A 22,161-nucleotide genomic window follows, 5' to 3' on the forward strand; every position below is an offset into this window, starting at 1 on the left:
TCGGCGGAGGGGACTTCGGTGGCGGCGGGGACTTCGGAGGCGACTTCGGCGGAGGCGGGGACTTCGGCGGAGGCGGCGACTTCGGTGGCGACTTCGGGTTCTGAGCAGCCGCGCTGAGCCCCGGCCGCGGACCGGCGCCCGCGGCCGTCAGCCGCCGGCGGGGACGCTCACGCCGAACCGCGTGACGCCGTCGGCGCGCTCGTACCAGGCGTCCCCGCCGAGCCCGCGGGCGAGCCGCCGGACGATGTACAGGCCGAGGCCCGTGCCGCGCCGGCTGCCGCCGCGCAGGAACATCTCGTCGAAGATCTGCCCGGCCACGCCGTCAGGGACGCCCGGCCCGTGGTCCTCGACCGTCACGTGCAGCACGCCGTCGTCCACGGTGGCGCTCAGCGTGACGGGCGCCCTGCCGTAGCGCGCGGCGTTCGTCAGGAAGTTCGTGACCACCTGCCCGAGCTGCTCGGGATCGGTCACGGCCTCGAGGTCGGGTGGGCAGACGATCGTGACGTCGCCCGACGTCTCGGCCACCTCGCGGTGCGCGGCCAGCTCCTCGAGGTGGTCCCGCAGGCGCACGCGCGTCGGCGAGGGCCGGACGGCGCCGGCGTCGAGACGCGCCGCGAGCAGCAGCTCGTTGAGCATCCGGCGCATCTGCTCGGCGCTCGTCTCGACGGACCCGAGGAGCTGCGCGCGCTCGTCCTCCTCGAGGTCGCGCCAGTACCGCGCGAGCGTGCTCGCCGCTCCGCCCGCGACGGCGATCGGGCTGCGCAGCTCGTGCGCCGTGATCGCGAGCAGGTGAGCGCGCTCCTCGGCCGCCGCGCCCAGCCGCGCGTTGGCGGCGGAGAGCTCGGTGTTCGCGTCGGCGAGCTCGTGCGCGACGTGCGCGAGGTCCTGCGAGGCGCGGCGCTGGGTGGTGACGTCCCGCGTGACCTTCGCGAACCCGACGAGCTCGCCACGCGCGTCGCGCAGCGCCGTGATGACGACGTTCGCCCAGAACCGGGTGCCGTCCTTGCGGAAGCGCCACCCTTCCTCCTCGTAGCGCCCGTCCCGCTCGGCCGCGGCCAGCTCGGACTCCGGGTGGCGCGACTCCTGGGCCTCGTGCGAGTAGAACTCGCGGAAGTGCCGGCCGAGGATCTCGTCGGACGTGTAGCCCTTGAGCCGCTCGGCCCCGCGGTTCCAGCTCGCGATCCGTCCCTGCGGGTCGAGCATGAAGATCGCGTAGTCGACGACGCTCTCGACCAGGAGGCGGAACCGCTCCTCGCTCTCCACGAGCGCCCGCTCGGTCGAGCGCTGCGCCGTGACGTCCTGGCTCTGCAGCAGCAGGTAGAGCGTGCGCTCGTGCGAGTCCCGGACGGCGGCGACCGTCGAGGTGACGATGCGCTCGGTGCCCGCGAGCCGGTGCTCGACCTGCGCGACGCCCTCCTGGACGGCGGTCGTGAGCGCGAACGCGATCGCGTCCCGGTCGGCGCGCGGCACGACGTCGAGCAGCGCGACGCCGACCACCGCGTCCGGCGCGACCTCGAGCAGCCGCGACAGCGCCGCGTTGGCCCGCACGATCTGGCCCGTGATCGTCAGCGTGCCGATCCCGATCGCGGCCTGGTCGAACACGGCCCGGAACCGCTCGACGTGCTCGCCGAGGATCTGCTCGCCCGCAGGCGAGCCGTCCTCTGTGCCCGGCGCGGCCGGCACGACGTCGGCGCTCGGCACGCTCCCCGGCTCCTCGGCGGCGATCTCGGTCAGCGCCGCGACGACCTCCTCGACGCGCGCCGACTTCTGCACGAACGCCGTGGCGCCGAGCTCGAGGGCGCGGGCCTCGAGGCCCTCCTCGGAGAACCCCGAGTACAGGACCACGCGCGTCCCGGGCGACGCGGCCTGGACGGGGCCGATCGCGTCGAGACCGCCCATGCCCGGCATGGAGACGTCGAGCAGCAGCAGGTCGGGGTGGTGCTCGCGCGCGATGGCGATCGCGTCGTGGCCCGAGCCGCCCTCGGCCACCACGGTGAAGGCGCCGGTCAGGCGCAACCGGGTCCGCAGCAGCGTGCGGACCTCGGGTGCGTCGTCGACGACGGCGATCGTGTGCGGGCTCATCGCGCGGCCGGTGGCGGCGCCACGGTCCCGGGGGTGAGCCGGGCCCAGACGACCTTGCCGCCGCCCGCGCCGGGCAGCACGCCCCAGCCCTGGGCGATGAGGGCGACGTACGCGAGCCCGCCCCACCCCGCGGCCGTCGTGCCGGGCTCGGGTGTGCCCGGGGCGTCGTCGGACACCTCGACGCGCAGGCCGTCCGCCGTGAGCGTGAGCCGCAGGCTCGGCGGCGCCACCGACCTCGCGAGGGCGTTGTCCACCAGCTCGCGGACCACCAGCTCGGCCTCGTACAGGTCGCCGCCCCATCCCCAGCGGTCGGCGTGGAAGCGCAGGAAGGCCCGCGCGGCGGCGACGGCATCCGGTCCCGAGAGGTCGAGCACGGCCGCGCGGTCGTCGTCCCGGCTCAGGTCGACGAGCAGGTCGACGAGCGCCTCGACGTCGGCGTCCTTGGGGACGTAGCCCTCGACGCGTCCGCGCAGCGCCTCGCCGTCCTGCGTCGTCAGGCCGGTGAAGACGGCGACCTTGGCGTGCGGCGCGACCTCGCGGACGAGCGTCAGCACCTCGCTGCCGTGCAGCCGCGGCAGGCCCAGGTCGAGCACCACGAGGTCGGGCTGGAGCTCGCGCGCGAGCTCGACGGCCTCGGCGCCGTCACCGGCCTCCCCGACCACCTCGAAGCCCCCGCGCAGGCGGAGCTGGAGGGCGACGAGCCGGCGCAGGTCCGGCACGTCGTCCACGAGCACTACGCGGGCAGTCACGACCTCCGATGCTAGACCGGCCGCTCGGGTCTCCGCCCCGGTCGGCGGCGCCGGGCACGCGGTTCACCCGTCCGTGGTGACCTCGATCCGCGGCCCCCCGAGTCATAGGAGGACTGACCAATCATGACTCCGCCCTTCTCCTGGCGGCCGCAGGTCCGTACGTTGACCTTCGCGGGCGCAGCGGCGACTCACGCCACGAGGGGGGGCACACCGGGCACCCGCCGGACGAGGAGGTCCAGCGTGAAGCATGGGACATCACGACGCGTCGTCGCCCTGGCTGCTGCCGGGACGATGGTCGCCACCGGCCTGATGGCCGCGCCCGCCACCGCGGGCGGCAAGCACGACGCCGAGGGGTTCGTGGAACGCGTCCGCGTGGAGCGGGTCGTCCGCCACCTCGAGGCGTTCGAGCGGATCGCGGCGCAGAACGACGGGAACCGCGCGGCGCTGACGCCCGGCTACGAGGCGAGCGCGCGCTACGTCGAGCGGACGCTGCGGTCGGCCGGCTACCAGACGACGCGCGACTGGTTCACGTTCGAGCGCGAGATCGTCGACGCGGCGACGCTCACCGTCGGCGCCGACGCGTACGAGGTCGACCAGATGGAGTTCTCGGTGAGCACGCCCGAGGGCGGGGTCAGCGGCGCGCTCGTCGCCCCCAACGACCCGCTGGGCTGCACGGCGGACACGTGGGACGGCGTCGCGGCGACCGGCGCGATCGCCGTCGTCAGCCGCGGCGTGTGCCCGTTCGCCGACAAGGCGGTCGCGGCCGAGGCCGCCGGGGCCGCGGCCGTCGTCATCTACAACAGCCAGGAGGGCATGCTCTTCGGCACCCTCGGCGCCGAGGGGCTCGTCACCGTGCCGGTGGCCGGCACGACCCCGGAGGACGGCGCGGCGCTCGCCGCGCTCGCGGGCCAGGGCGTGACGGCGACGCTGGACGTGCGGTTCCACACGGAGGAGGCCGAGAGCTTCAACGTGCTGGCCGAGACCCGGCGCGGCCGGGACGACAACGTCGTCATGCTCGGCGCCCACCTCGACGGTGTCGAGGAGGGACCGGGGATCAACGACAACGCCACCGGCTCGGCCGCGCTGCTCGAGACGGCCGTCCAGCTCGCGCGCGGGTAAAAGCACGACAACACCGTGCGCTTCGCGTGGTGGGGCGCGGAGGAGCTCGGCCTCCTCGGCTCCGCCGCCTACGTCGCCGAGCTGGCCGAGCAGGAGGGCGAGCTCGACCGGATCGCGACCTACCTCAACTTCGACATGATCGGCTCGCCGAACTACATCATCGGCGTGTACGACGCCGACGAGTCGACCTACCCGGCGCCCGTCGAGGTGCCGGCGGGCTCCGCGGAGACCGAGGACGTGTTCACGGACTACTTCGACAGCATCGATCAGCCGTGGGTCGACACGGAGTTCTCGGGCCGGTCCGACTACGAGGCGTTCATCCTCAACGGGATCCCGGCGTCCGGGCTCTTCACGGGCGCGGACGACATCAAGACGGCCGAGGAGGTCGCGCTCTTCGGCGGCACCGAGGGCATCACGCACGACCCGAACTACCACTCCGAGGGCGACGACCTCACCAACGTGAGCATCGAGGCGCTCGGCATCATGGTCGACGCGATCGCGTTCGCCACGTACTCGCTCGCGCAGGACACGTCGGCGATCAACGGGGTCTCGGGGCCGGGTCCGCGCCCGGGCCACGGCCACGGTGGCGGCCACGGCGGTGGCGGTCACGGTGGTGGCCACGGCGGTGGCGGCCACGGCGGCGGCCACGGCGGCGGCGGGCACGGCTGGGGTCCCGGCCACGGCCACGGCCACTGGGGCGACGAGCGCGCCGCCTGAGCGCGACGCACCTACCGTGGGAGGGTCCGCGGCCGCGTGCCGCGGGCCCTCCCCGAGGAGCGCCGGATGGAGATCGAGGTCGAGGACGTCACCGCGCTGAGCTTCGCGGACGGCACCCCCGTCCGGGCGGCCTCGGCGGTGGTCCGGTTCGACGGCGGCATGCTGATCGCCCAGGACGACGCCACGAGCGCGGCCTGGTGGCGGGACGGAGTCGTGCGCCGGGTCCGGGTGCTGCCCGCCGTGGAGGGTCTCGACACCTTCGACGAGGCGTCCGGCACCAAGCACCTCAAGCCCGACCTCGAGGCGGCGTTCGAGGTGCCGCCCGGTGCGGCCCCCGAGCACACCGCGCCCGGCGACGCGGCGTCCGCGAGCGCCGTGCCCCGCGACGACGTCGTGCTGCTCGGCTCGGGCTCGTCCCCGGCCCGCACGCGGGCCGTCCTGCTCGGCGCGACCGAGGGCGAGCCGACCGCAGCCGTCGCCGACCTGGCACCCCTGTACGCGTCCGTCGCGCGGGCGCTCGACGTCGCGCCGGACCTGCTGAACCTCGAGGGCGCGTGCGTCGTCGACGGCGTCGTGCGGTGGTTCCACCGCGGTCTCCCGTCCGCCGGCGTACCCACGGCGAGCGTCGACGTCGACCTCGCCCTCCTGCTCGAGGCGATCGTCGGCAGGCGCGCGCCGCACGAGGTCCCGGTCCGCGGCGCGCGCCGCTACGACCTCGGCAGCGTGGACGGCGTCGGGCTCGCGGTGACCGACGCCGTCCGGCTCGACGGCGTCCGGCTCCTGGTGAGCACGGCGGCCGAGGACACGCGCGACCCGCGCGACGACGGCCCGGTCGTCGCGTCGGCGCTCGCCGTGCTCGAGGGAGACGTCGTCACGCACACCGCGGCGCTGCCCCACGTCGAGGGCCGGGTCCCCAAGGTCGAGGGCCTGGCGGTGGTCGGGTCCGACGACGACCACGTCCGGCTGCTCGCGACGATCGACTCCGACGACGCGGCGGCGGCGTCCCTCGCCGTCACCCTGCGCGTCCGGTGGTGAGGCCGGCCGGAGGCGCGCAGCACGACGCCTCCTCGCCGTAGGGCAGGGTTGGGCCCCCGACGACGCAACCTTCGAGGCCCCCCGAGCATGTACCTGTCATGAGTGCGTTCACCGTCGCCGCCGGCGACCCGGGCCCGCCGGACCCACCCGACACGACGATCGACGTGCTCCTGCCGTCGCTGGACCGGGAGGCCGAGTTCTCCGCGTTCATGGCGGACGCCGCGCCGGCGCTGGCCCGGACGGCGTGGCTGCTGTGCGGTGACGCGCACCAGGCGGACGAGCTCGTCCAGCAGGCGCTCGTCCGGACGTACGTCGCCTGGCCGCGGGCGCGCGAGCGCGACCCGCTCGCCTACGCGCGCCGCACGTTGGCGAACCTCCGCATCGAGACCTGGCGACGATGGCGCCGCGAGGTGCTCGTCCCGCTGGCCGACGTGCCGGAGGGCGGCCTGGGCTCGGGTGCGGACCAGCACGCCGAGCGTGACCTGCTCGTGCGCGCGCTCGCGCAGCTGAGTCCGCGCCAGCGGCGCGTCGTCGTGCTCCGGCACTTCGAGGGGATGAGCGAGCGCGAGGTGGCCGACGACCTCGGGGTGTCGGTCGGCACGGTGAAGTCCACGGCGTCCCGGAGCCTGGCACGCCTGCGCGAGGTGCTGGGTGACGAGCACCGCGACACGCAGCGGGAAGCGCACCACACGCACACCGCCACCCACGACGACGGCACGGGCGACCGCCCGGTGCGGACGAGGAGCGAGTGATGGACCACGACGAGGAGTTCGCCCGGACCCTGCGCGACCGGCTCGACCGGGCGCAGCCGCAGATCGACGTCGACGTCGCGCGCGTGCTCCCGCGGGCCCGACGACGACGCGCCGCCGTCCGAGGCGTCACGACGCTCGCGATGGTGGCGGCGTTCGGGGGCGTCGGCTGGGCCGTCGGCGCGTGGTCCCCGAGCCACGCGACGGACGTCCCGCCTGCCGTGACGGAACCCGCGCCGGTGGCCACGAGCACACCGCCCGAGACCTCGGACGCGCCCGGGGCACCCGAGGACCCCGCGGCGCTCGAGCCGGGCACCTGGTGGTACACGTCCACGACGTCGACGGACGCGCCCGGCGGCGTGACCGAGCTGTATGTCAGCCGCGACCAGCCCGGCCTCATCGTGTCCGACGGCGACCTGGCGACCGCCACCGGCATCGGGCCGCGGAACGTCATCGGCCGCTTCCGCATCGACGGCGAGTGGGTGGACATGCTGCGCGACCACGCACGGCTCCCCACGGACCCGGCCGCCCTTGCGGACGTGCTGCGCGCGAGCGTCGAGCCCGACCGCCGGAGCGGGACGGACGACGACAAGGTCTTCGGCATGGCCCGCGACCTGCTCTGGGCGGGGGGCACCCTGCCGGCCGACCTGCGCCACGCCGCGTGGACGGTCGCCGCGAGCCTGCCCGGGGCGACGACGACGTCCGGCACCGACGCGCTCGGCCGGGCGGGCGAGGTGCTCGAGTACGCCGGGGCCGACGGCAGCACCCGCCTGGTGCGGGACCCCGTCACGGGCTTCGTCGTCGAGGAGGGCGCGAGCACCGTGGTCGACCAGCGGAAGGTCACCGTGCTCCCGGTGGAGCCGACGCTCGAGAGCAGCGGGTGCACCGCCTGGGAGTCCTGCTGAGGTCCGGGGTCCCCGGCCCCTGGACGAACCAGGGGCCGGGGACCTCGCGACCCGCCGCTCAGGCGAGCCGGAGCGTGTCGCCGTCCCGTTGCACGGGCAGCGGGTCGGTGATCTCGCCGACGAACCGGCCGTCCTCAAGGTCGCGGAACCCGATGAGGGCCCAGCCGCCGTCGGCGTCCTGCACGAGGCGGGCCGCGTAGACGCTCGGGTGCTCGAACGTGCGCGCGCGGGAGAAGTCCCACGGACCGAGCGGGCTCTCCCCCGGGACCACCCACATGCCACCCCCGGTCCACGCCGCCTGCCGCTCGGGCGCCATCTGCGCGGGCCAGCAGCAGAACAGCAGGAAGTGGGCGCCGTCGACCTCGACCGCCTGCGGCACCTCGAGCTGGCCGAACCCGGCGGGCTCGGAGAGCGGCGGACGCACCGTCCACGTCTCGAGGTCAGGGCTGGTCGCGTGCCCGATGACGCTGCGTCCGGCCGCGTCACCCTCGCGCGCCCGGGCGGTGACGAGCATGTGCCAGCCGTCACCGTCCGGGTCGGCGAGCACCCACGGGTCGCGCCACGCCTCGTCGAACCACGCCTCGCCGTCGTACTTCTCGTACCAGCGGCCGTCCGCCTCGGTGAGCGGCCCGGGCAGCCGGTGCCAGGTGACGAGGTCGTCGGACCGCGCGACCCCGACGCGTTGGATCAGGCCGCGATCCGCACGGCTCACGCCCGTGTAGAACAGGCGCCACGAGCCGTCGGGCGCCTGCACCACGGAGCCGGTCCACGTCGCCTGGTCGTCCCACGCAGGCTCGTCCGCCGCGACCAGCGCGTCGGGGAGCAGCTCCCACGTGCGCAGGTCGGTCGAGCGGGCGTGGCCGATCGACGCCCGGCGATGGCGCCGGTCCGGGTCGTGGAGCGCGCGCGACGCCCGCAGGAAGAAGAGGTGGTGGTGCTCGCCGTCGTACGCCGGCCAGCTGTCCCACACCCAGTGGTCGGGGAGTCTCAGAGCCACGTCGTCATCCCTTCACGCCGCTGGAGGCGATGCTGCTGACGAACGCGCGCTGGAACGCGAGGAACATCACGAGCACGGGCAGCGTGATGATCGAGGTGTACGCCATCACCTCGCCCCACGCGGGGTTGATCTGGAAGAAGTACTGGACCCCGACCATGACCGGCCGGAGCTCCTCCTGCTGCACGACCATGAGGGGCCAGAGGTACTGGTTCCAGGCCGGCAGGAAGGTGAGGATCGCGACGGTCGCGAACGCCGGCCCCGACAGCGGGACGATGATGCGCCGGTAGATCGTGAACCAGCTCGCGCCGTCGATCCGGGCCGCCTCGTCGAGCGACGGCGGGATGGTCGAGAAGTACTGCGTGAACAGGAAGATCGAGAACGCGTTCGCGATGAACGGGAAGATCTGGACGTGGTACGAGTTCAGCCAGCCGAAGTCGTACATCGGCAGGCCGTTCTCGAACACGATCGTCGGCAGCTTCGAGACCCAGTAGACCAACGGGATCGCGATCGTCTCGAAGGGCACGATGAGCGTCGCGATGACGACCGTGAGCACGAGCTTGCGCCCGCTCCACTCGAGGCGGGACAGCGCGAAGCCGGCCATGGAGTTGACCACCAGGCCGAGCCCGACGATCAGCACGGTGACGAGCACCGAGTTGATCAGGAACCGCGCCACGGGCACGCGGTCGAAGACGCCGGCGTAGTTCGCGAGGCTGATGTCGCCCACGGGCAGGAAGGCCTGCGGCGAGTCGATGTCGGACAGGATCTGGGCGTCCGGCTTGAGGCTCGAGACGAGCATGAAGACGAGCGGGAAGAGGAAGAACAGGGCGAGCACGACCATCGGCACGTAGCCGAGGGCCCGCCAGCCGGGACCGCGTCCGCTCGCGGCGCGGGCGCGGTTGCGCGCGGCCGTGCGGTCGGCGGTGGCCTTTCGGGTGAGGGTGTCTGCTGGTGCGTTGTCGGTGCTCATGGTCAGTCCTTCTCACGGGTGAGCCACCGCTGGATGAGCGCGATGACGAGCACGATGACGAAGAAGATCAGGGAGATGGCGGAGCCGTACCCGGTCTCCTGGCGGCGGTAGCCCTGCTGCACCGCGTGGTAGACGAGGGTGGTCGTCGAGTTGAGCGGCCCGCCCTGCGTCATGACGTCGATCTGGGCGAAGAGGCCGAGAGCCTGGATGGTGATCGTCACGAGGATGAACACCATGGTCGAGCGCAGGCCGGGCCACGTGACGTCGCGGAACTGCTGCCACGCGTTGGCGCCGTCCATGCGGGCCGCCTCGTAGAGCTCCTCGGGGATCGTCTGCAGGCCCGAGAGCCAGATGATCATGTGGAACCCGACGGCCTGCCAGATCGACAGGGCGATGATCGCGCCCAGCGCCGTCCGCGTGTCGTTGAGCCAGTCAGCGCCCTGCACCGTGCCGCCGCTGACGGCCTGCAGGATCGCGTTGATCAGCCCGTCGCGCTGGTACATGAACTCCCAGAGCACGGAGACGACGACGATCGACGTGACCACCGGGACGAAGTAGATGATCCGGAACAGCGTCACGCTGCGGACCTTGCGGTTCACGAGGATCGCCATGACGAGCGCGAGCGCGGACTGCAGCGGCACGACGACCGCCGCGAAGATGAACGTGTTGACGAGCGACCGGACGAACGTCGGGTCGGACGTGAAGGCCCGGACGAAGTTGTCGATGCCCACGAACCTCGGCGGGTTCGGGGAGATGAGACGCGCGTTCGTGAAGCTCAGGCCGAAGGCGAGCAGCACCGGGATGATGAGGAACATCAGGAGCAGGAAGGACGCCGGGGCGACCATCCCGTAGGCGGCGCGGTGACCCTGACGGGCCGACCGGGCTCGACGTCGCTCACGCGACGTCGTCGGGCGCTCGGGGTCCGGGAGCGCGTGCGGGGCGATCTGCTGGGTGGGGACGGTCATGGTGACATCCGTTCCGGCGGCTCAGCGGGGCGGCGCGTCGTCTCCGACCGCGGGCGCAGGGCCCGCGGCCGGTCGGGGCACGCCGCCCCGACCGCCGTTCAGGACGGTCGGCTCAGAAGCCGTAGCCGTCGTTGGACTCGATGTTGGTGTCGATCTCCTGAACGGCCTGGTCGAGCGTCGAGCCGACGTCCGCGCCGTTCATGATGTCCTTGCCCGCCCGCTCGAAGACGCTCGAGATGATCGGGTACGCGGGTGTCGGCGGACGCTGGAGCGCGAAGCGCTGCGAGAGCTCGACGAACGGCTGGAGCGGGTCGCCCTCGCCGAACATCTCGGAGAGCTCCTCGGCCTCGGCGGTCGCCGGGATGACGACCTGCCCGTCTGCGAAGGCGGCGATGTACTCGGGCTTGAAGCTGAACTCGAGGTACTCGCGGGCGCCGTCGGCCGCGTCGCAGTCGGCCGCGATGCCCCACTGCCACGAGGCGCCGCCGATCTTCGGGCCCTCGCCCAGGTCCGGCGGCGGGAGGATGAGCAGGTCGTCGCCGACGGCGTCGAGCGAGTCCATCGCGTTCCACACGCCCGTGTAGCTCAGCGCCACCTCGTCGTTGTTGAACTCCTCGTTGCCGACCGTCCCGGCGTTGCTCGTGAGGCCACGATCGAAGAGCCCCTGGAACCACTCGAAGAACTCGACGGCCTCGGGGCCGTTGAGCGCACCGTCGGCGGTGAGCATGGAGTCGCGGTCGATGAGGTCGCCGCCCGCGCTCTGCAGCATGGGCGAGTACGCGTAGGACCACCACTCCCCGGTGTCCTCGGCGCCGATGTCGAGCGGGGTCGCGTAGCCCGCGCCCTGGAGGGTGACGAGCGCGGCGTCGAACTCCTCGAGCGTCCACGGCTCGTCGACGGTCGGGATCCGGATGCCGTTGGCGTCGAGCACGGACTGGCGCGCGAACACCGAGAGCGCCGCGTCCCAGTAGCCGGCCGAGTAGATCTCGTCCTGGTACCGGCCGACGGCGGTCGGGAGCAGCGAGTCCGTGATCGCCGGGTCGATGTCGAGCGGCTGGATGTAGCCCGCCCACGCCCAGTTGGGGACGATCGGGCCGTCCATGTCGAGCAGGCACGGCAGGTCGCCCGCTGCGGCGCCGGCGACGATGGCGTCGTTGTAGGCGCCCTGCGGAAAGGACTCCATGACGACCTCGTACTCGTCCTGCGAGCCGTTGAAGTCGTCGATGATCCGGTTGTAGGTCTCGAGCTCGGCGGGGTTGCCCGCCGAGTGGGTCCACATCGTGAGCTCGGTGGTGCCGCCGTCGCCGCCGCCACCTCCGCCGTCGGACTGACCTGCCTGCCCGCAGCCGGCCAGGACGGTGGCCGAGGCGGCGGTGATGGCTAGCATCCCCGTGAAGGAACTGCGTCTCATCGTGATTCCCTTCGTTGGAGCCTCGACGGGCAAGGTCGAGGTCTCCGCTCGGTGGTCGCCGGCCGGCGACCGTCGGGTTGTGTCACACCCGCCGCCGGCCCGGTTCCCGGGTCGGCGGCGGGCCCACGGAGTCCCGCCGGATGAGCGGGCACGGCATGAGCACGACGCCGTCCTCCGTCTCGTCCGGGCCGGGACGGTCTCGCACGCCGAGCAGCACCTCCACCGCCCACCGCCCCATCTCGTGGTGCGGGAGGGCGACGGTGGTCAGCGGAGGGTCGAGCTCGGCGGCGATGAGCTGCTGGTCGTCGTAGCCGACGACCGACAGGTCGGTCGGGATGGCGAGGCCGTGGTGGCGCGCTGCCGCGTAGGCACCCATCGCGAGGCGGTCGTTGAAGCAGAAGAGCGCCGTCGGACGCTGCTCGGGAGGCAGTGCGAGCACCCGGTCCGCCGCCGCCATGCCTCCCGCGGCGTCGGACGCGCCACGCACGTGCAGCGCGGCGTCGGGGGTGATGCCGGCCCGCGCGAGCACCTCGAGGTAGCCCTCGAGCCGCAGGCCCGAGGCCAGGGGCAGGGGGTCCTCCTCGACGTCGAGGTACGCGATCCGCGTGTGGCCGGCGTCGACGAGCGCCTGGACGGCCGCGACGGCACCGCCGCGGTCGTCCGGGACGACGGCCGGGTAGGCGCCGCGCGCGGGACGCGCGTCGAGCAGCACCGATCCCGCGGGCAGCCCCGCGGGCACCTCCACCTCGCGGTGCCACATGCACGCGTAGACGAACCCGTCGACCTGGTGCGACTTGAGGGTCTCGATGGCGGAGCGCTCGACCTCGGGGTCGCCGCCAGTGCTCACCAGGAAGAGCAGGTGGGCGTGCTCGCGCGCGGCCTCCTGGGCCGCCTCGATCATGCGGACGGCGTACGGCGTGGTCGCGATGCGGTCGGAGACGAAGCCGATGGTGTGCGTGCGCCGGGTCCGCAGGCCGCGGGCGAGCGTGTTGGGCGCGTAGCCGATGTCCGACGCGACCCGGCGCACCCGGTCCTGTGTCGCCTCGGGGATGCGCGTGGTGGCGCGGTCGTTGAGCACGAGGGACACCGTGGCGGCGGAGACGCCGGCCTCGCGCGCCACGTCCTTGATGCCGATGCGCCTGCTCATCCGTCCACCTCCTCGTCGAGGCCCCGCGTCCGGCGGCCGTCGGGCCGGCCGGACTGCTAAACCGATTAAGCACCTGCCCCGAGTGTGATCCCGGCCACTCGGACATGTCAACCTTTCCGGCCACCTGGTTCGACCGACGTTCCGCGGGCGTGAGTTCGATCACGTCGGGACCCGAGGCCCACGATCGGGCGCGTGCGCGCCGTAACGTGGACGTGCCGGCGCCGCGCCGGCCCTCCCCCACCCGAACGGACCGCGCGACCCATGACTGCCCCCACCCTCGAGCTCACCACGACCGCGCTCGCGCGCCTGGTCGACCACACGCTCCTGGCTCCCGACGCGACGCGCGACGACGTCGCGACGCACGTCGACGCCGCGCGCCGCATGGGCGTCCTCGCGGTGTGCGTCTCCCCCTCGATGCTGCCGCTCGAGGACGCGCACGACGTCGTCGTCGCGACGGTCGTGGGCTTCCCGTCCGGCAAGCACCACAGCGACGTCAAGGCGGCCGAGGCTGCACGAGCCGCCGCCGACGGTGCCGACGAGATCGACATGGTCATCGACCTGGGCGCGGCCAAGGCCGGCCGCTTCGACCTCGTCGAGGCCGACGTCGCGGCCGTCCGCGCCGCGGCACCGCGCGTCACGCTCAAGGTCATCATCGAGTCGGCCGCCCTGACCGACGAGCAGGTCGTGGGCGCGTGCCGCGCGGCCGAGGCCGCGGGTGCCGACTTCGTCAAGACGTCGACCGGCTTCCACCCGGCCGGCGGCGCGAGCGAGCACGCCGTCCGCATCATGGCCGAGACCGTCGGCGGACGCCTCGGCGTCAAGGCGTCGGGCGGCATCCGCACGCGCGAGCAGGCCGAGCGCATGGTCGCCGCGGGCGCGACGCGCCTGGGGCTCTCCGGGACCGCGGCGATCCTGGCGGGCGCCCCCGGCGAGGGCTCCGGCTACTAGCGCAGGGCGGTCAGACGCCGTCGCGCCTGGCGGCGAGCCGTTCGGCCTGCCACTCGTGGATCCCGGTCACCCACTCCCAGCCCGGCTCTGCCGACGGCCCGATCCGTGGGTCGTCGGCCCCGCCGCCGTCGCGCAGGGCGAGCACGTACGCACGGTCGAGCTCGATCCTGGCGCGCGCCGCCCCCGCCGCTGCGCCGATGGACCCGTGGCCGGGGACGACGACGTCGACGTCGCCCGCCTCCTCCTCGAGCAGCCGGAGGCCGGCGAGGTAGTCCTCGACCGGCTCGGCGGCGTCCTCGACGTCGAGCATGGGGACGAAGACGTCGGAGAGCATGTCGCCGGCCACGAGCACGCCGCGGTCCTCGACGAGCAGCGCCGCGTGCCCGGGCGCGTGCCCGCGGTGCTCGAGGACGCGGACGCGCGGGCCGTCCCACGGGATGTGCGTCGCACCGTCGGGCAGGCCGGTGACGAGGCCGTAGAGGTCCATGGGGACCTGCCCGTGGATCTCCGGCGGGAGGTGGTCCGCGACGCGCGCCATCGTCTCGGGGTCGGCCCGCTGCTCACGGACCTTCGCCGTAGCAGCGGCGGTCGCGTAGCGCGGCGCCGTGCCTAGCCGCGGGTGCCACAGCACGTGGTCCCAGTCCGGGTGCGTCGCGAACCCGGCGACCACCGCAAGGCCCATCGCATCGAGGTCGTCCGCGAGGCACTCGAGCTCGGCGCCGGTGATCCCCGGGTCGACCACGAGCGCGCCGGACGGCCCCTGCACGACGACGGCGTTGCTCCGGACGAACGCGCTCCGGTGGACGTGCACGCCCTCGGCGACCTGCTCCAGCACGGTGGTTCCTCCCGCTCGTGACGCACGACCCGAGACGCTCATGGTCCTCGTGCTCCGGGTGCTCGAACAGCCCCTCGCGGGCCTGATGTCCCGGCACACGGTCGGGGGTCTCAGCGGCCGAAGACGTCCAGCTCCTCGACGCGCACGCCGGCCGTCCCGTACGCGGACGTGACGCGCAGCCGCACCCACCGGGCGTCGACGTCGGGCAGCACCCAGGTGTGCGGACCCTGCACCGCGGGCAGCGTCGCCGTCGCGGTGACCACCCACGTGCTCGCGTCGGTCGACGTGAGCAGCGCGACGTCCCGCGGTCCCGCGCCCGGGCGCGACGTGAGGCGCACGGTGTCCACCGACTCCGTCCGGCCGAGGTCCACCGTGAGCTCCTGCGGCGCCGCGGCGGTCGGCCGCCGGAGGGAGCCCCATGACGTCGTCGTGAGGTTGTCCACGGCCTTCGCCGGTCTCGAGGTCGACGCGACCGACGACGTCGCCGTCGCCGGTCGCAGGTACGCGAGGTTGGGCCGCGGGTCCCAGCTGTCGTGCACGGACAGCTCGCGGATGCTCACCCACGTCGTCGACGTCCCCACGACGCCCGTGACCGTGAGCCGCACGTACCGCGCGTTCGCCGGCGCGGCCAGGGTGTCCAGCGCCGTCCCGGCGACGGGTGCCGTGGTCCGGTCGACCGCCGGGGCCCACGCGACGCCGTCCACGGAGGTCTCGACGCGGTACCGGTACGCGCGGTCCTCGTACGGCACCAGCTGCACGTTGCTGACCCGCTGCGCCACGCCGAGGTCCACCGTGAGCGACTGCGGGAAGCCGGCGGCCGACCACCGCGTGGTCATGTCGCCGTCGACCGCCCGCGCGGCCTCGTTGCCGGCCTGCTGCGCGGTTGCGCTCACGCTCCGGCCCGTGCTCGCGGCCCCGGTGAGCCGCGCCATCTCGCTCGCCGCCAGCAGGAACGCCCCCACGCAGAACGGCGGCGAGTCGGTGTGCAGGGTCCCGGCCGACGTCGTCGTCGGCGCGGTGCGCGGGGCGGCGCCCGTGTACGGGGCCGCGGGCTCGAAGCCGACGAACTGGCACCCCGAGACGAACCCGCTGGGCTTGAGCGCCGTCGTCGTCAGGCCCTGCCACGCCCTGACGAGGACGGGGAGGTAGGTCGCCGGGTCCAGCACGCCGGTCCGGACGCCGTAGCCGATCGCGTACGCGATGAGCCCCGTCGCGCTCGTCTCGGGCTGGGGGAAGGCGCCGGGGTTGAGCAGGCTCGGGCGCCACATGCCATCGGCGCCCTGGAGCGTCCGGAGCCGGTCCGCCATGCCGACCAGCACGTCACGGTAGGTCGCACCTCGCGGATCGCCGGGCGGCAAGGTCTCGAGCACCTGTGCCATCGCGGCGATGACCCAGCCGTTGCCGCGGCCCCAGAACACCTTTCCGCCGGACGAGTCGCGCGTCCCGACGAACCGGCAGTCGCGGTACCAGAGCCGCTCGGTCGCGTCGTAGAGCCCTCGCTGCTGCGCTGTGCACGGGAACGTCGTCGTCCAGCCGTCGTCACGCACGTGCGCGAAGAGCGCGTCCATCTTGTCGAGGTAGGCGGTGCTGCCCGTGCGCTCGGCCCAGTGCGCCCAGTCGGGTAGCCCCATGTAGAGCGCGTCGACCCAGTAGTACTGGCTCAACGGCAGACCGGTGAGGTCGCGCGCCATCTGGGCGTCCATCGCCGCGAGCGACGGGCGCGGGTCGAGCGCGGTCAGGTCCATGTACACCTGTCCGGCCTTGATGCAGTCGGGGTTCAGCGTCGACGAGCACGGCACGGCCCAGCCGCTCCGCGTTCCCCACGCGACGGCCTGCTCGAGGTACCTCTGGTCGCCCGCCGTCGTGAACAGCCGCGTGGCGCCGTCCGCGTACGTCGCCCAGGACCAGCCGTTGCGCGCGCCGGTCGCGAGCGGCCACGTCGGGGCGTAGTAGTCCGCCGCCCGCCGAGCCGCCTCCAGCACGGCGGCGTGCGTCGGCACGTCGAGCGTGCCGCTCACCGGGAGCACCGCACCTGCGGCGGGAGCGGTGGCCGCCGCCGAGGCACCGCTCGCGGCGAGCGCCGCGGTCAGGGCGAGGGCGAGACCGACGCCGGTCCGGCGGCGGGGTCGGAGCGGGTGGCGAGAGCGCATGACGGCCTCCTCGGAGCGCCGCGGCGGCCGGACACCGGCGGTCGCTCGGCCACGCTCACGACCATGCTGCGCCGGGCGCCGTGCGAGCGGAAGATCCGGGACGAACCGGACACGCCCGCCTCACCCGTACGGCCCAGTGAGCCTCGGGCTCACGTCGCGTCGGCGACGGGACGACCGCGGGTGCCCGCCGAGCCCAGCCGGGCTCAGGCCGGGACGGGGAGTCCCTCCAGCCACGCCCGCCAGGCCGGCTCCTCGCGGCGGACGTAGTCGGCGGCGTCGGCGGAGAACAGGAACGCCCGCACCCCCGCGGTCGACACGTCATCGCCCTCCGCCCAGGTGTACACGCTGAGCATCCCGGGTACAGGTGCGGTGAGCCGGACGAGGGCGCGCCGCTCGCCGACCCGCTCGACCGTCCCGGTCGCGTCACGCACCTGCACCGTCGCCCCCTCTCCGGCGAGCCCGAGCGTCGCGCGCAGCGTCGACCAGAGCGCGTGCTCGTCGCACCGGTGGGCGGCCGCCGCCTCGAGCTGTGTCGCCTCCTGGCCGGGGAAGTGGGTCAGGTAGAGACGCAGGGTGTCGAAGTGCGGCAGCCACCCCGGGCCCATCTCGTCCCAGAACTCCTGCTCCCAGGCGGCACCCGTCCCGAAGCCGCTGCTCGTGACGCGCACGACGCACGTGCCACCGGATCGCGCCTCCACCAGGAACTCCGACGTCAGCGGGCTGAGCGCTTCGGGCTCCTTGCCCATGAGGGCTGCCCAGTCCTCCTCGTAGACGAGGCGGCGCGGTGGGTCCCAGCCGGTCACCCGGCCGTCGGACCCCATCTCGGGGCCCATGGAGAAGTGCAGCGCGCCGCCCTCGCGCTCCTCCAGCTCGGTCGGCGTGAACCAGGCGCTCATGCCCTTCGCCGTGGCGATGGCCTCCCAGACCTGCTCCGGGGTGCCCGGCACCTCGACGTCGAACTGCAGGCGGTACGGGACGCTCAGGGTGGTGGTCATGTGCTCTCCTCGGGAAGGGGGTGGGCGGCGACGACGAGCCGGTGCGGTCGTCCGTCGTCGTGGTGGTAGCGGGCGGCGAGGTCCAGAACGGCGGCCGTGAGGTCGTCCGCGAAGGCCGCGCGGTCGGCGGCCGAGCGGAAGCCGATCTGCGTGTCGATCGTCATCGTCGGCAGGCGCGTCCCCGACGCGCCGGCCCGACGCGCGAGCGCGCCGACCTCACGCACCAGGCGCCCGGCGAGCGCCACGAGGTAGCCGGCGGAGAGGTGGTCGGCGTTGGTGTCCGGGTCGGCCGCCGACGCGCTCACGACGGCGGGCGAGACGACGTACGACGCGGCGGACGCGCGCAGCACGCGCTCGGTGATGCCGCCGTGCCGGCGCTCCTCGGCGAGCTCGACGAGACCGTGGGCCTCGAGGGCCTTGAGGTGGTAGTTGACCTTCTGGCGGGCGATACCCACGCGCGCAGCGAGCCCGGCGGCGGAGGCGGGCTCCACCAGCTCGGTCAGGAGCCGAGCGCGGACCGGGTCCAGTGCAACGGCCGCAGCTTCGGCGCTCTCGATGACCTCGACGTCATGCACGACCCCACCGTGCCTCTGACAAGATTTGTTGTCAAGAGGACGCGGCCGCCGGCTGCGGACGCCCATGGGGGCGGGTCAGGCGTCGGGCGCGCCGCCGTGCCGGGCGGCCGGGCGGCGACCCAGACGCCGCACGTCCAGCGAGTGCGCGGGGAGCAGCACGCGGCGCGCACCGGCGCCGAGACGGCGGGCGACCAGCTCGCCCAGCGTGACGCCGCCGGCCAGGCCGAGCCCCACCATCGCGGCCTCGAGCAGGATCTCCGACCCCGGCCCGATCCCGTCGTCGCCGAGCAGGCTGAACAGGCCCCGGTAGATCGCCAGCCCGGGAAGCAGCGGCACGATGCCGCACACGGACGTGACGATCGCCGGCACCCGGAGCCGCCCGCCGAGCGCCTCGCCGGCGAACCCGATCGCCAGTGCCGCCCCGGCGCTCGCCACGGCGGGGCCCGTGCCCACCTCGCGCAGCACGGTGAACAGCGCCCAGCCGAGCCCGCCCACGGCCGCCGCGACGAGCGCGGCACGGGGGCCGGCGTAGGACGCCATCGCCCAGGCGCCCGCGACCGCGGCCGCGGCGAGGAGCTGGACGACCCACGGCCACGCGTCGCCGGGCCGCTCGACGAGCTCGAGCGTCACGCCCCACCGCCGGGCGGCGTCGAGCACCGCGCCGATGCCGACCACGATCCCGAGCGTCAGCAGCAGCACCTCGAAGACGCGCGCGCTGGCCGTGACCGGGAAGCCGTTGATCGCGTCCTCCGCCGCGCCGACGAGCGAGAGGCCGGCGAGCAGCACGACGATGCCCGAGGCGACGACGAGCGACGGAGGCACGGTCGCGAGCTCCACCGGCAGCACAGGGACGAACATGAACAGGAGCACGGCGACGGTCGTGGCGATGGCGGCCCCGATCGCCTGGAGGAAGAACGGGGGCAGGCCCCACAGGCTCAGCCGCCAGACGACGACGTCGATCAGCGCGGTCGTGGCCGCAGCGATGAGGATCACCCAGCCGCCGCCCCCGAGGAGGACGGCGACCGCGGCTGCCATGGCCGCGAGGACCAGCGTCACGAGCGAGCGGCGGTAGGCGTGCGGTGCGCCGACGACGTCGTCGAGCCGGTCGTGCGCCGTCTCGATCCGCTGCGCGACCGTGGGCGCCGCCTGGTCTTCGCCCGGCGCGTCGATCCCGCGTCGGTCGGAGCCGGCGACGTCGTCGGCGAGCCGCAGCACGCGCGTGAGCCGGCCGTAGTCGGCGCTGCGGGTCTCGACCACGCGCAGGACCGTCACCGGCGAGCCGCCCGGACCCGGGTCGTGGCTCACGAGGATCGCGGTGAAGGTCAGGTCGACCTGGCACTCGAACCCGAAGGCACGCACGACCCGGCGGATCGTGTCCGTGACGTCGGCAGCAGCGGCGCCGAGCGAGAGCATCGCCTCGCCGATCCTGACGGCGAGCTCGAGCACCCCCCGGACGACGACCTCGTCCACGCCGGCCCCCCGGGAGCGCTGCCCCACGGGCACCGCCGGGGCGTCACCCAGCACGCGGGACGCCAGGCGCCGCGCCACCTCCCGGCCTCGCACCTCGCGAGCCTATCGGCCGGCGTCACCGCCACCCGCGGGGCGAGCGGCACGTGCGCAGGGCGAAGTCGACCCCCGTGCGCGCCTCGCCCGGTGCGAGGGTGAACGACGTCGACGTCGGCCGACCCCCGTCGGTGTCCCACCACGCGGTGGTCCCGCGCGGGAACGTGCGCGGGTCGACCGTCACGACGTAGCTCCCTGCTCGCAGGCCGGCGGCGCGGAACGTGCCGTCCTTCCCGGTCCGGACGGTGACCGTCTGGTCGTCACCGCCCCCACGGCGCCCGTCCGCCCCGAGGTCGGTGACCCTGACGAGGACCCGGCGCGCACCCCGCTCGTTGCGGTCCCGCACGCCGTCCCGGTCCCGGTCGACCCACACGCCGCCGGCCACGGACGCGGTGGGAGCCGGCGCCGGCTCCGTGATGTAGATCCAGGGGTACTCGTCGGACGGCGGCCCGGTGACCAGCTGGAACTCGGCATCCGGGTCGGGAACGGTCGGCGGGTCGCCGACCAGGTCGTCGGCGTTCATCGCGACGCGCCCCGCGACCACGACGAAGCTGTCGCCCAGCGTGTCGGGCGAGATCTGTGCGCGGTAGGTGATGCGGACGTCCCTGTCGGCGTCCGCCGCGGCGACGTCCCCGAGGAACCACGCCTGGTCGCCGTCGCCCAGCTCGAACGGCATTGCGCCGACCGCGCAGCCGGGCGTGCAGGTGACCGACTCGAGGTCGAGGACCTCGTCGACCGCGGGCCAGCTGGTCGCGAGGGTCAGGTCGTTCGTCGACACGTGGGCGGGGATGGTCACGACCTGCGTCACGGTGATGATGTCGCCGGGGTGGATCTCCGCGTCGGGCACGACGATCCCACCCCAGCCGGGGGTGACGAACGGCTTCGGGTGCTCGAGGGACGTGGCGTACCGGTCCGCACTGATGCCGCTCGACGCGGTGCGCTCGTACGGGACCTCACCGGCCATCGAGGTCGCCGTGGCACGGCTCGTCGACAGCACTCGCCCCGGCACGTGGACGGCGGCGGTGGAGACGTCCACCGTGATGCGTCCCAGCTCCGTCCACGTCCCTCCGGGGACCTGGTCCATGCGCCACGTGAGCGTGCGGGACTCCAGGTCCCACTCGGCGCCGAGCACGAGCTCGCCGTCGACCGCGGGGCCGTCGCCGCCTCGCGGGTGCAGGTGCGGGTCGACCGTCACGCTGAGGACCACGTCGTGCCCCGTCGCCCCGGAGTTGCCGACTGCGAGGTCGTACTCCTCCATCTCGCCGGGGACGATCTCGCCGAAGATGTCGAAGAGGTCCCAGCCGTCGAGCACGACGAAGGGCTCGACGACTGTGATCGACCAGGCGCCGGCTGCCACCTGGGGTGCGCCGCCGTCCGGCGTGAGAGCGACCTCCGCCGCCGGCTCCAGGAGCGCTCCGTGCACCGCCGCGGCGACGTCGGCGACCCGCGCCTCCACGCGCACGGTGAGCGCCTGGCCGTCGCCCGTCTCGTGCCCGGACGGCAGCGTCACCACGACCTCGTCCGCGGTCACGTCCACTGCGGACCCCGCGGGCAGCTCCGCTCCGTCGAGCTCGGCCGTCGGCTCCGCGCCGGTCGTCACGAGCCCCGCGGGCAGGCTGATCCGCGCGTGGCCGGAGTCGAGCGTGAGCCCGGCAGGGAGGTCGGCCACGAGATCGAGGGTCACCCCCTCGCCGATCGTCGCCTCGGCCGGGCCGTTGCTCGACTCGTCGACCGCCGACGTCACCGTGAGCGTGAGCCCGACGTCCGCGGCGGCCGACGTCGCCGTCGCCCCGGCGACCACGACGGCGCACGCCGCGACGAGCGCGACGCGGCTCCACCAGCGCGGCCGGCCGACCTCGTCACGGCGCACCGCTCCGCCCACCGCCGCAGACGTGTCCCCGATGACCTCGCGCATGACGCACCCCCGGCTCACCGGGACGCCCGTCCTCGTGGCGCACGGCCCGTGCTGCTCATGGTGGCCCTGCCGAGGACGTCCGGATAGACCCGGTATGGGGTGAATTGTCCCATGGCGATTGCCGCCGCTCGAAGGCAGGCTCCGCGTAGCCTGTCCCCGACCGCGCGGCACCCGGTCGGGTCCCCGGCGACGCTCCTGGCCCCGGCCGTTGCCGCGACGTCGCGGGCCTCTAGCTCAATTGGCAGAGCTGCGGACTTTTAATCCGTAGGTTGTGGGTTCGAGCCCCACGGGGCCCACTGCGTCCGTGTAGTACTTCGGCTGATCCTGGACGTTTGGT

Annotated in this window: 17 protein-coding genes, 1 tRNA gene and 1 pseudogene; 6 read left to right on the forward strand and 13 right to left on the reverse strand. The window is 74.0% G+C overall.

Annotated elements, in window-relative coordinates:
• Positions 1-147: 147 nt before the first annotated feature.
• A complete protein-coding gene (locus tag ICW40_RS09395; protein ID WP_221653565.1) occupies positions 148-2,082 on the reverse strand; it encodes a PAS domain S-box protein in 1,935 nt (644 codons plus the stop codon).
• The gene (locus ICW40_RS09400) at positions 2,079-2,831 is read right to left on the reverse strand and encodes a response regulator (RefSeq protein ID WP_221653566.1); all 753 of its coding nucleotides are present in this window, start codon (positions 2,829-2,831) and stop codon (positions 2,079-2,081) included. The genes ICW40_RS09395 and ICW40_RS09400 overlap by 4 nt, the downstream gene beginning before the upstream one ends.
• 597 nt (positions 2,832-3,428) lie before the next feature.
• Between ICW40_RS09400 and ICW40_RS09405 the strand changes: the two are divergent.
• From ICW40_RS09405 to ICW40_RS09420, 4 genes and pseudogenes are all read left to right on the forward strand, one after another.
• A pseudogene (locus tag ICW40_RS09405) lies at positions 3,429-4,667 on the forward strand (M20/M25/M40 family metallo-hydrolase).
• Between the two features lie 66 nt (positions 4,668-4,733).
• A complete protein-coding gene (locus tag ICW40_RS09410) occupies positions 4,734-5,702 on the forward strand; it encodes a DUF6910 family protein (RefSeq protein WP_221653567.1) in 969 nt (322 codons plus the stop codon).
• 98 nt (positions 5,703-5,800) lie between these two features.
• A complete protein-coding gene (locus ICW40_RS09415; RefSeq protein ID WP_221653568.1) occupies positions 5,801-6,454 on the forward strand; it encodes a SigE family RNA polymerase sigma factor in 654 nt (217 codons plus the stop codon).
• Positions 6,454-7,356, forward strand: a complete 903-nt coding sequence (locus ICW40_RS09420) for a hypothetical protein (protein ID WP_221653569.1) — start codon at positions 6,454-6,456, stop codon at positions 7,354-7,356. The genes ICW40_RS09415 and ICW40_RS09420 overlap by 1 nt, the downstream gene beginning before the upstream one ends.
• A gap of 58 nt (positions 7,357-7,414) precedes the next feature.
• Here the strand turns inward: ICW40_RS09420 and ICW40_RS09425 are convergent, their stop codons facing one another.
• From ICW40_RS09425 to ICW40_RS09445, 5 genes are all read right to left on the reverse strand, one after another.
• Positions 7,415-8,353, reverse strand: coding sequence for a glycoside hydrolase family 68 protein (locus ICW40_RS09425; protein WP_221653570.1), 939 nt, complete (start codon positions 8,351-8,353; stop codon positions 7,415-7,417).
• A 4-nt stretch (positions 8,354-8,357) separates the two neighbouring features.
• On the reverse strand, positions 8,358-9,320 hold the full coding sequence (locus ICW40_RS09430) for a carbohydrate ABC transporter permease (RefSeq protein ID WP_221653571.1): 963 nt from the start codon (positions 9,318-9,320) through the stop codon (positions 8,358-8,360).
• Positions 9,321-9,322: 2 nt separating this feature from the next.
• Positions 9,323-10,285 carry a carbohydrate ABC transporter permease gene (locus ICW40_RS09435; RefSeq protein ID WP_260459009.1) on the reverse strand — a complete coding sequence of 321 codons (963 nt, stop codon included), beginning with the start codon at positions 10,283-10,285 and terminating at the stop codon, positions 9,323-9,325.
• Between the two features lie 112 nt (positions 10,286-10,397).
• Positions 10,398-11,672 carry a sugar ABC transporter substrate-binding protein gene (locus ICW40_RS09440; RefSeq protein WP_260459010.1) on the reverse strand — a complete coding sequence of 425 codons (1,275 nt, stop codon included), beginning with the start codon at positions 11,670-11,672 and terminating at the stop codon, positions 10,398-10,400.
• A gap of 106 nt (positions 11,673-11,778) precedes the next feature.
• Entirely contained in the window at positions 11,779-12,843 is a 1,065-nt protein-coding gene (locus ICW40_RS09445; RefSeq protein WP_221653573.1) for a LacI family DNA-binding transcriptional regulator, read from the reverse strand.
• 261 nt (positions 12,844-13,104) lie between these two features.
• Between ICW40_RS09445 and deoC the strand changes: the two genes are divergently transcribed.
• The gene (deoC, locus tag ICW40_RS09450) at positions 13,105-13,791 is read left to right on the forward strand and encodes a deoxyribose-phosphate aldolase (RefSeq protein ID WP_221653574.1); all 687 of its coding nucleotides are present in this window, start codon (positions 13,105-13,107) and stop codon (positions 13,789-13,791) included.
• Positions 13,792-13,801: 10 nt separating this feature from the next.
• On the opposite strand, the gene ICW40_RS09455 is transcribed toward deoC, so the two are convergent.
• From ICW40_RS09455 to ICW40_RS09480, 6 genes are all read right to left on the reverse strand, one after another.
• Positions 13,802-14,626 (reverse strand): MBL fold metallo-hydrolase, encoded by an 825-nt coding sequence (locus tag ICW40_RS09455; RefSeq protein WP_221653575.1) that lies wholly within the window; start codon positions 14,624-14,626, stop codon positions 13,802-13,804.
• A gap of 110 nt (positions 14,627-14,736) precedes the next feature.
• A complete protein-coding gene (locus ICW40_RS09460; RefSeq protein WP_221653576.1) occupies positions 14,737-16,776 on the reverse strand; it encodes a glycoside hydrolase family 88 protein in 2,040 nt (679 codons plus the stop codon).
• Positions 16,777-16,979: 203 nt separating this feature from the next.
• Positions 16,980-17,771, reverse strand: a complete 792-nt coding sequence (locus tag ICW40_RS09465) for an SRPBCC family protein (RefSeq protein ID WP_221653577.1) — start codon at positions 17,769-17,771, stop codon at positions 16,980-16,982.
• A complete protein-coding gene (locus ICW40_RS09470; RefSeq protein ID WP_221653578.1) occupies positions 17,768-18,346 on the reverse strand; it encodes an ArsR/SmtB family transcription factor in 579 nt (192 codons plus the stop codon). Before ICW40_RS09470 ends, ICW40_RS09465 begins: the two co-directional genes overlap by 4 nt.
• Positions 18,347-18,421: 75 nt before the next feature.
• The gene (locus tag ICW40_RS09475) at positions 18,422-19,909 is read right to left on the reverse strand and encodes a threonine/serine exporter family protein (protein WP_221653579.1); all 1,488 of its coding nucleotides are present in this window, start codon (positions 19,907-19,909) and stop codon (positions 18,422-18,424) included.
• Between the two features lie 22 nt (positions 19,910-19,931).
• The gene (locus ICW40_RS09480; protein ID WP_221653580.1) at positions 19,932-21,824 is read right to left on the reverse strand and encodes an SdrD B-like domain-containing protein; all 1,893 of its coding nucleotides are present in this window, start codon (positions 21,822-21,824) and stop codon (positions 19,932-19,934) included.
• Between the two features lie 223 nt (positions 21,825-22,047).
• On the opposite strand from ICW40_RS09480, the gene ICW40_RS09485 reads away from it, so the two are divergent.
• Positions 22,048-22,120 (forward strand) — tRNA-Lys (locus tag ICW40_RS09485).
• Positions 22,121-22,161: the final 41 nt, after the last annotated feature.

Source organism: Actinotalea ferrariae (assembly GCF_019733465.1).
Lineage (GTDB): Bacteria > Actinomycetota > Actinomycetes > Actinomycetales > Cellulomonadaceae > Actinotalea > Actinotalea ferrariae_A.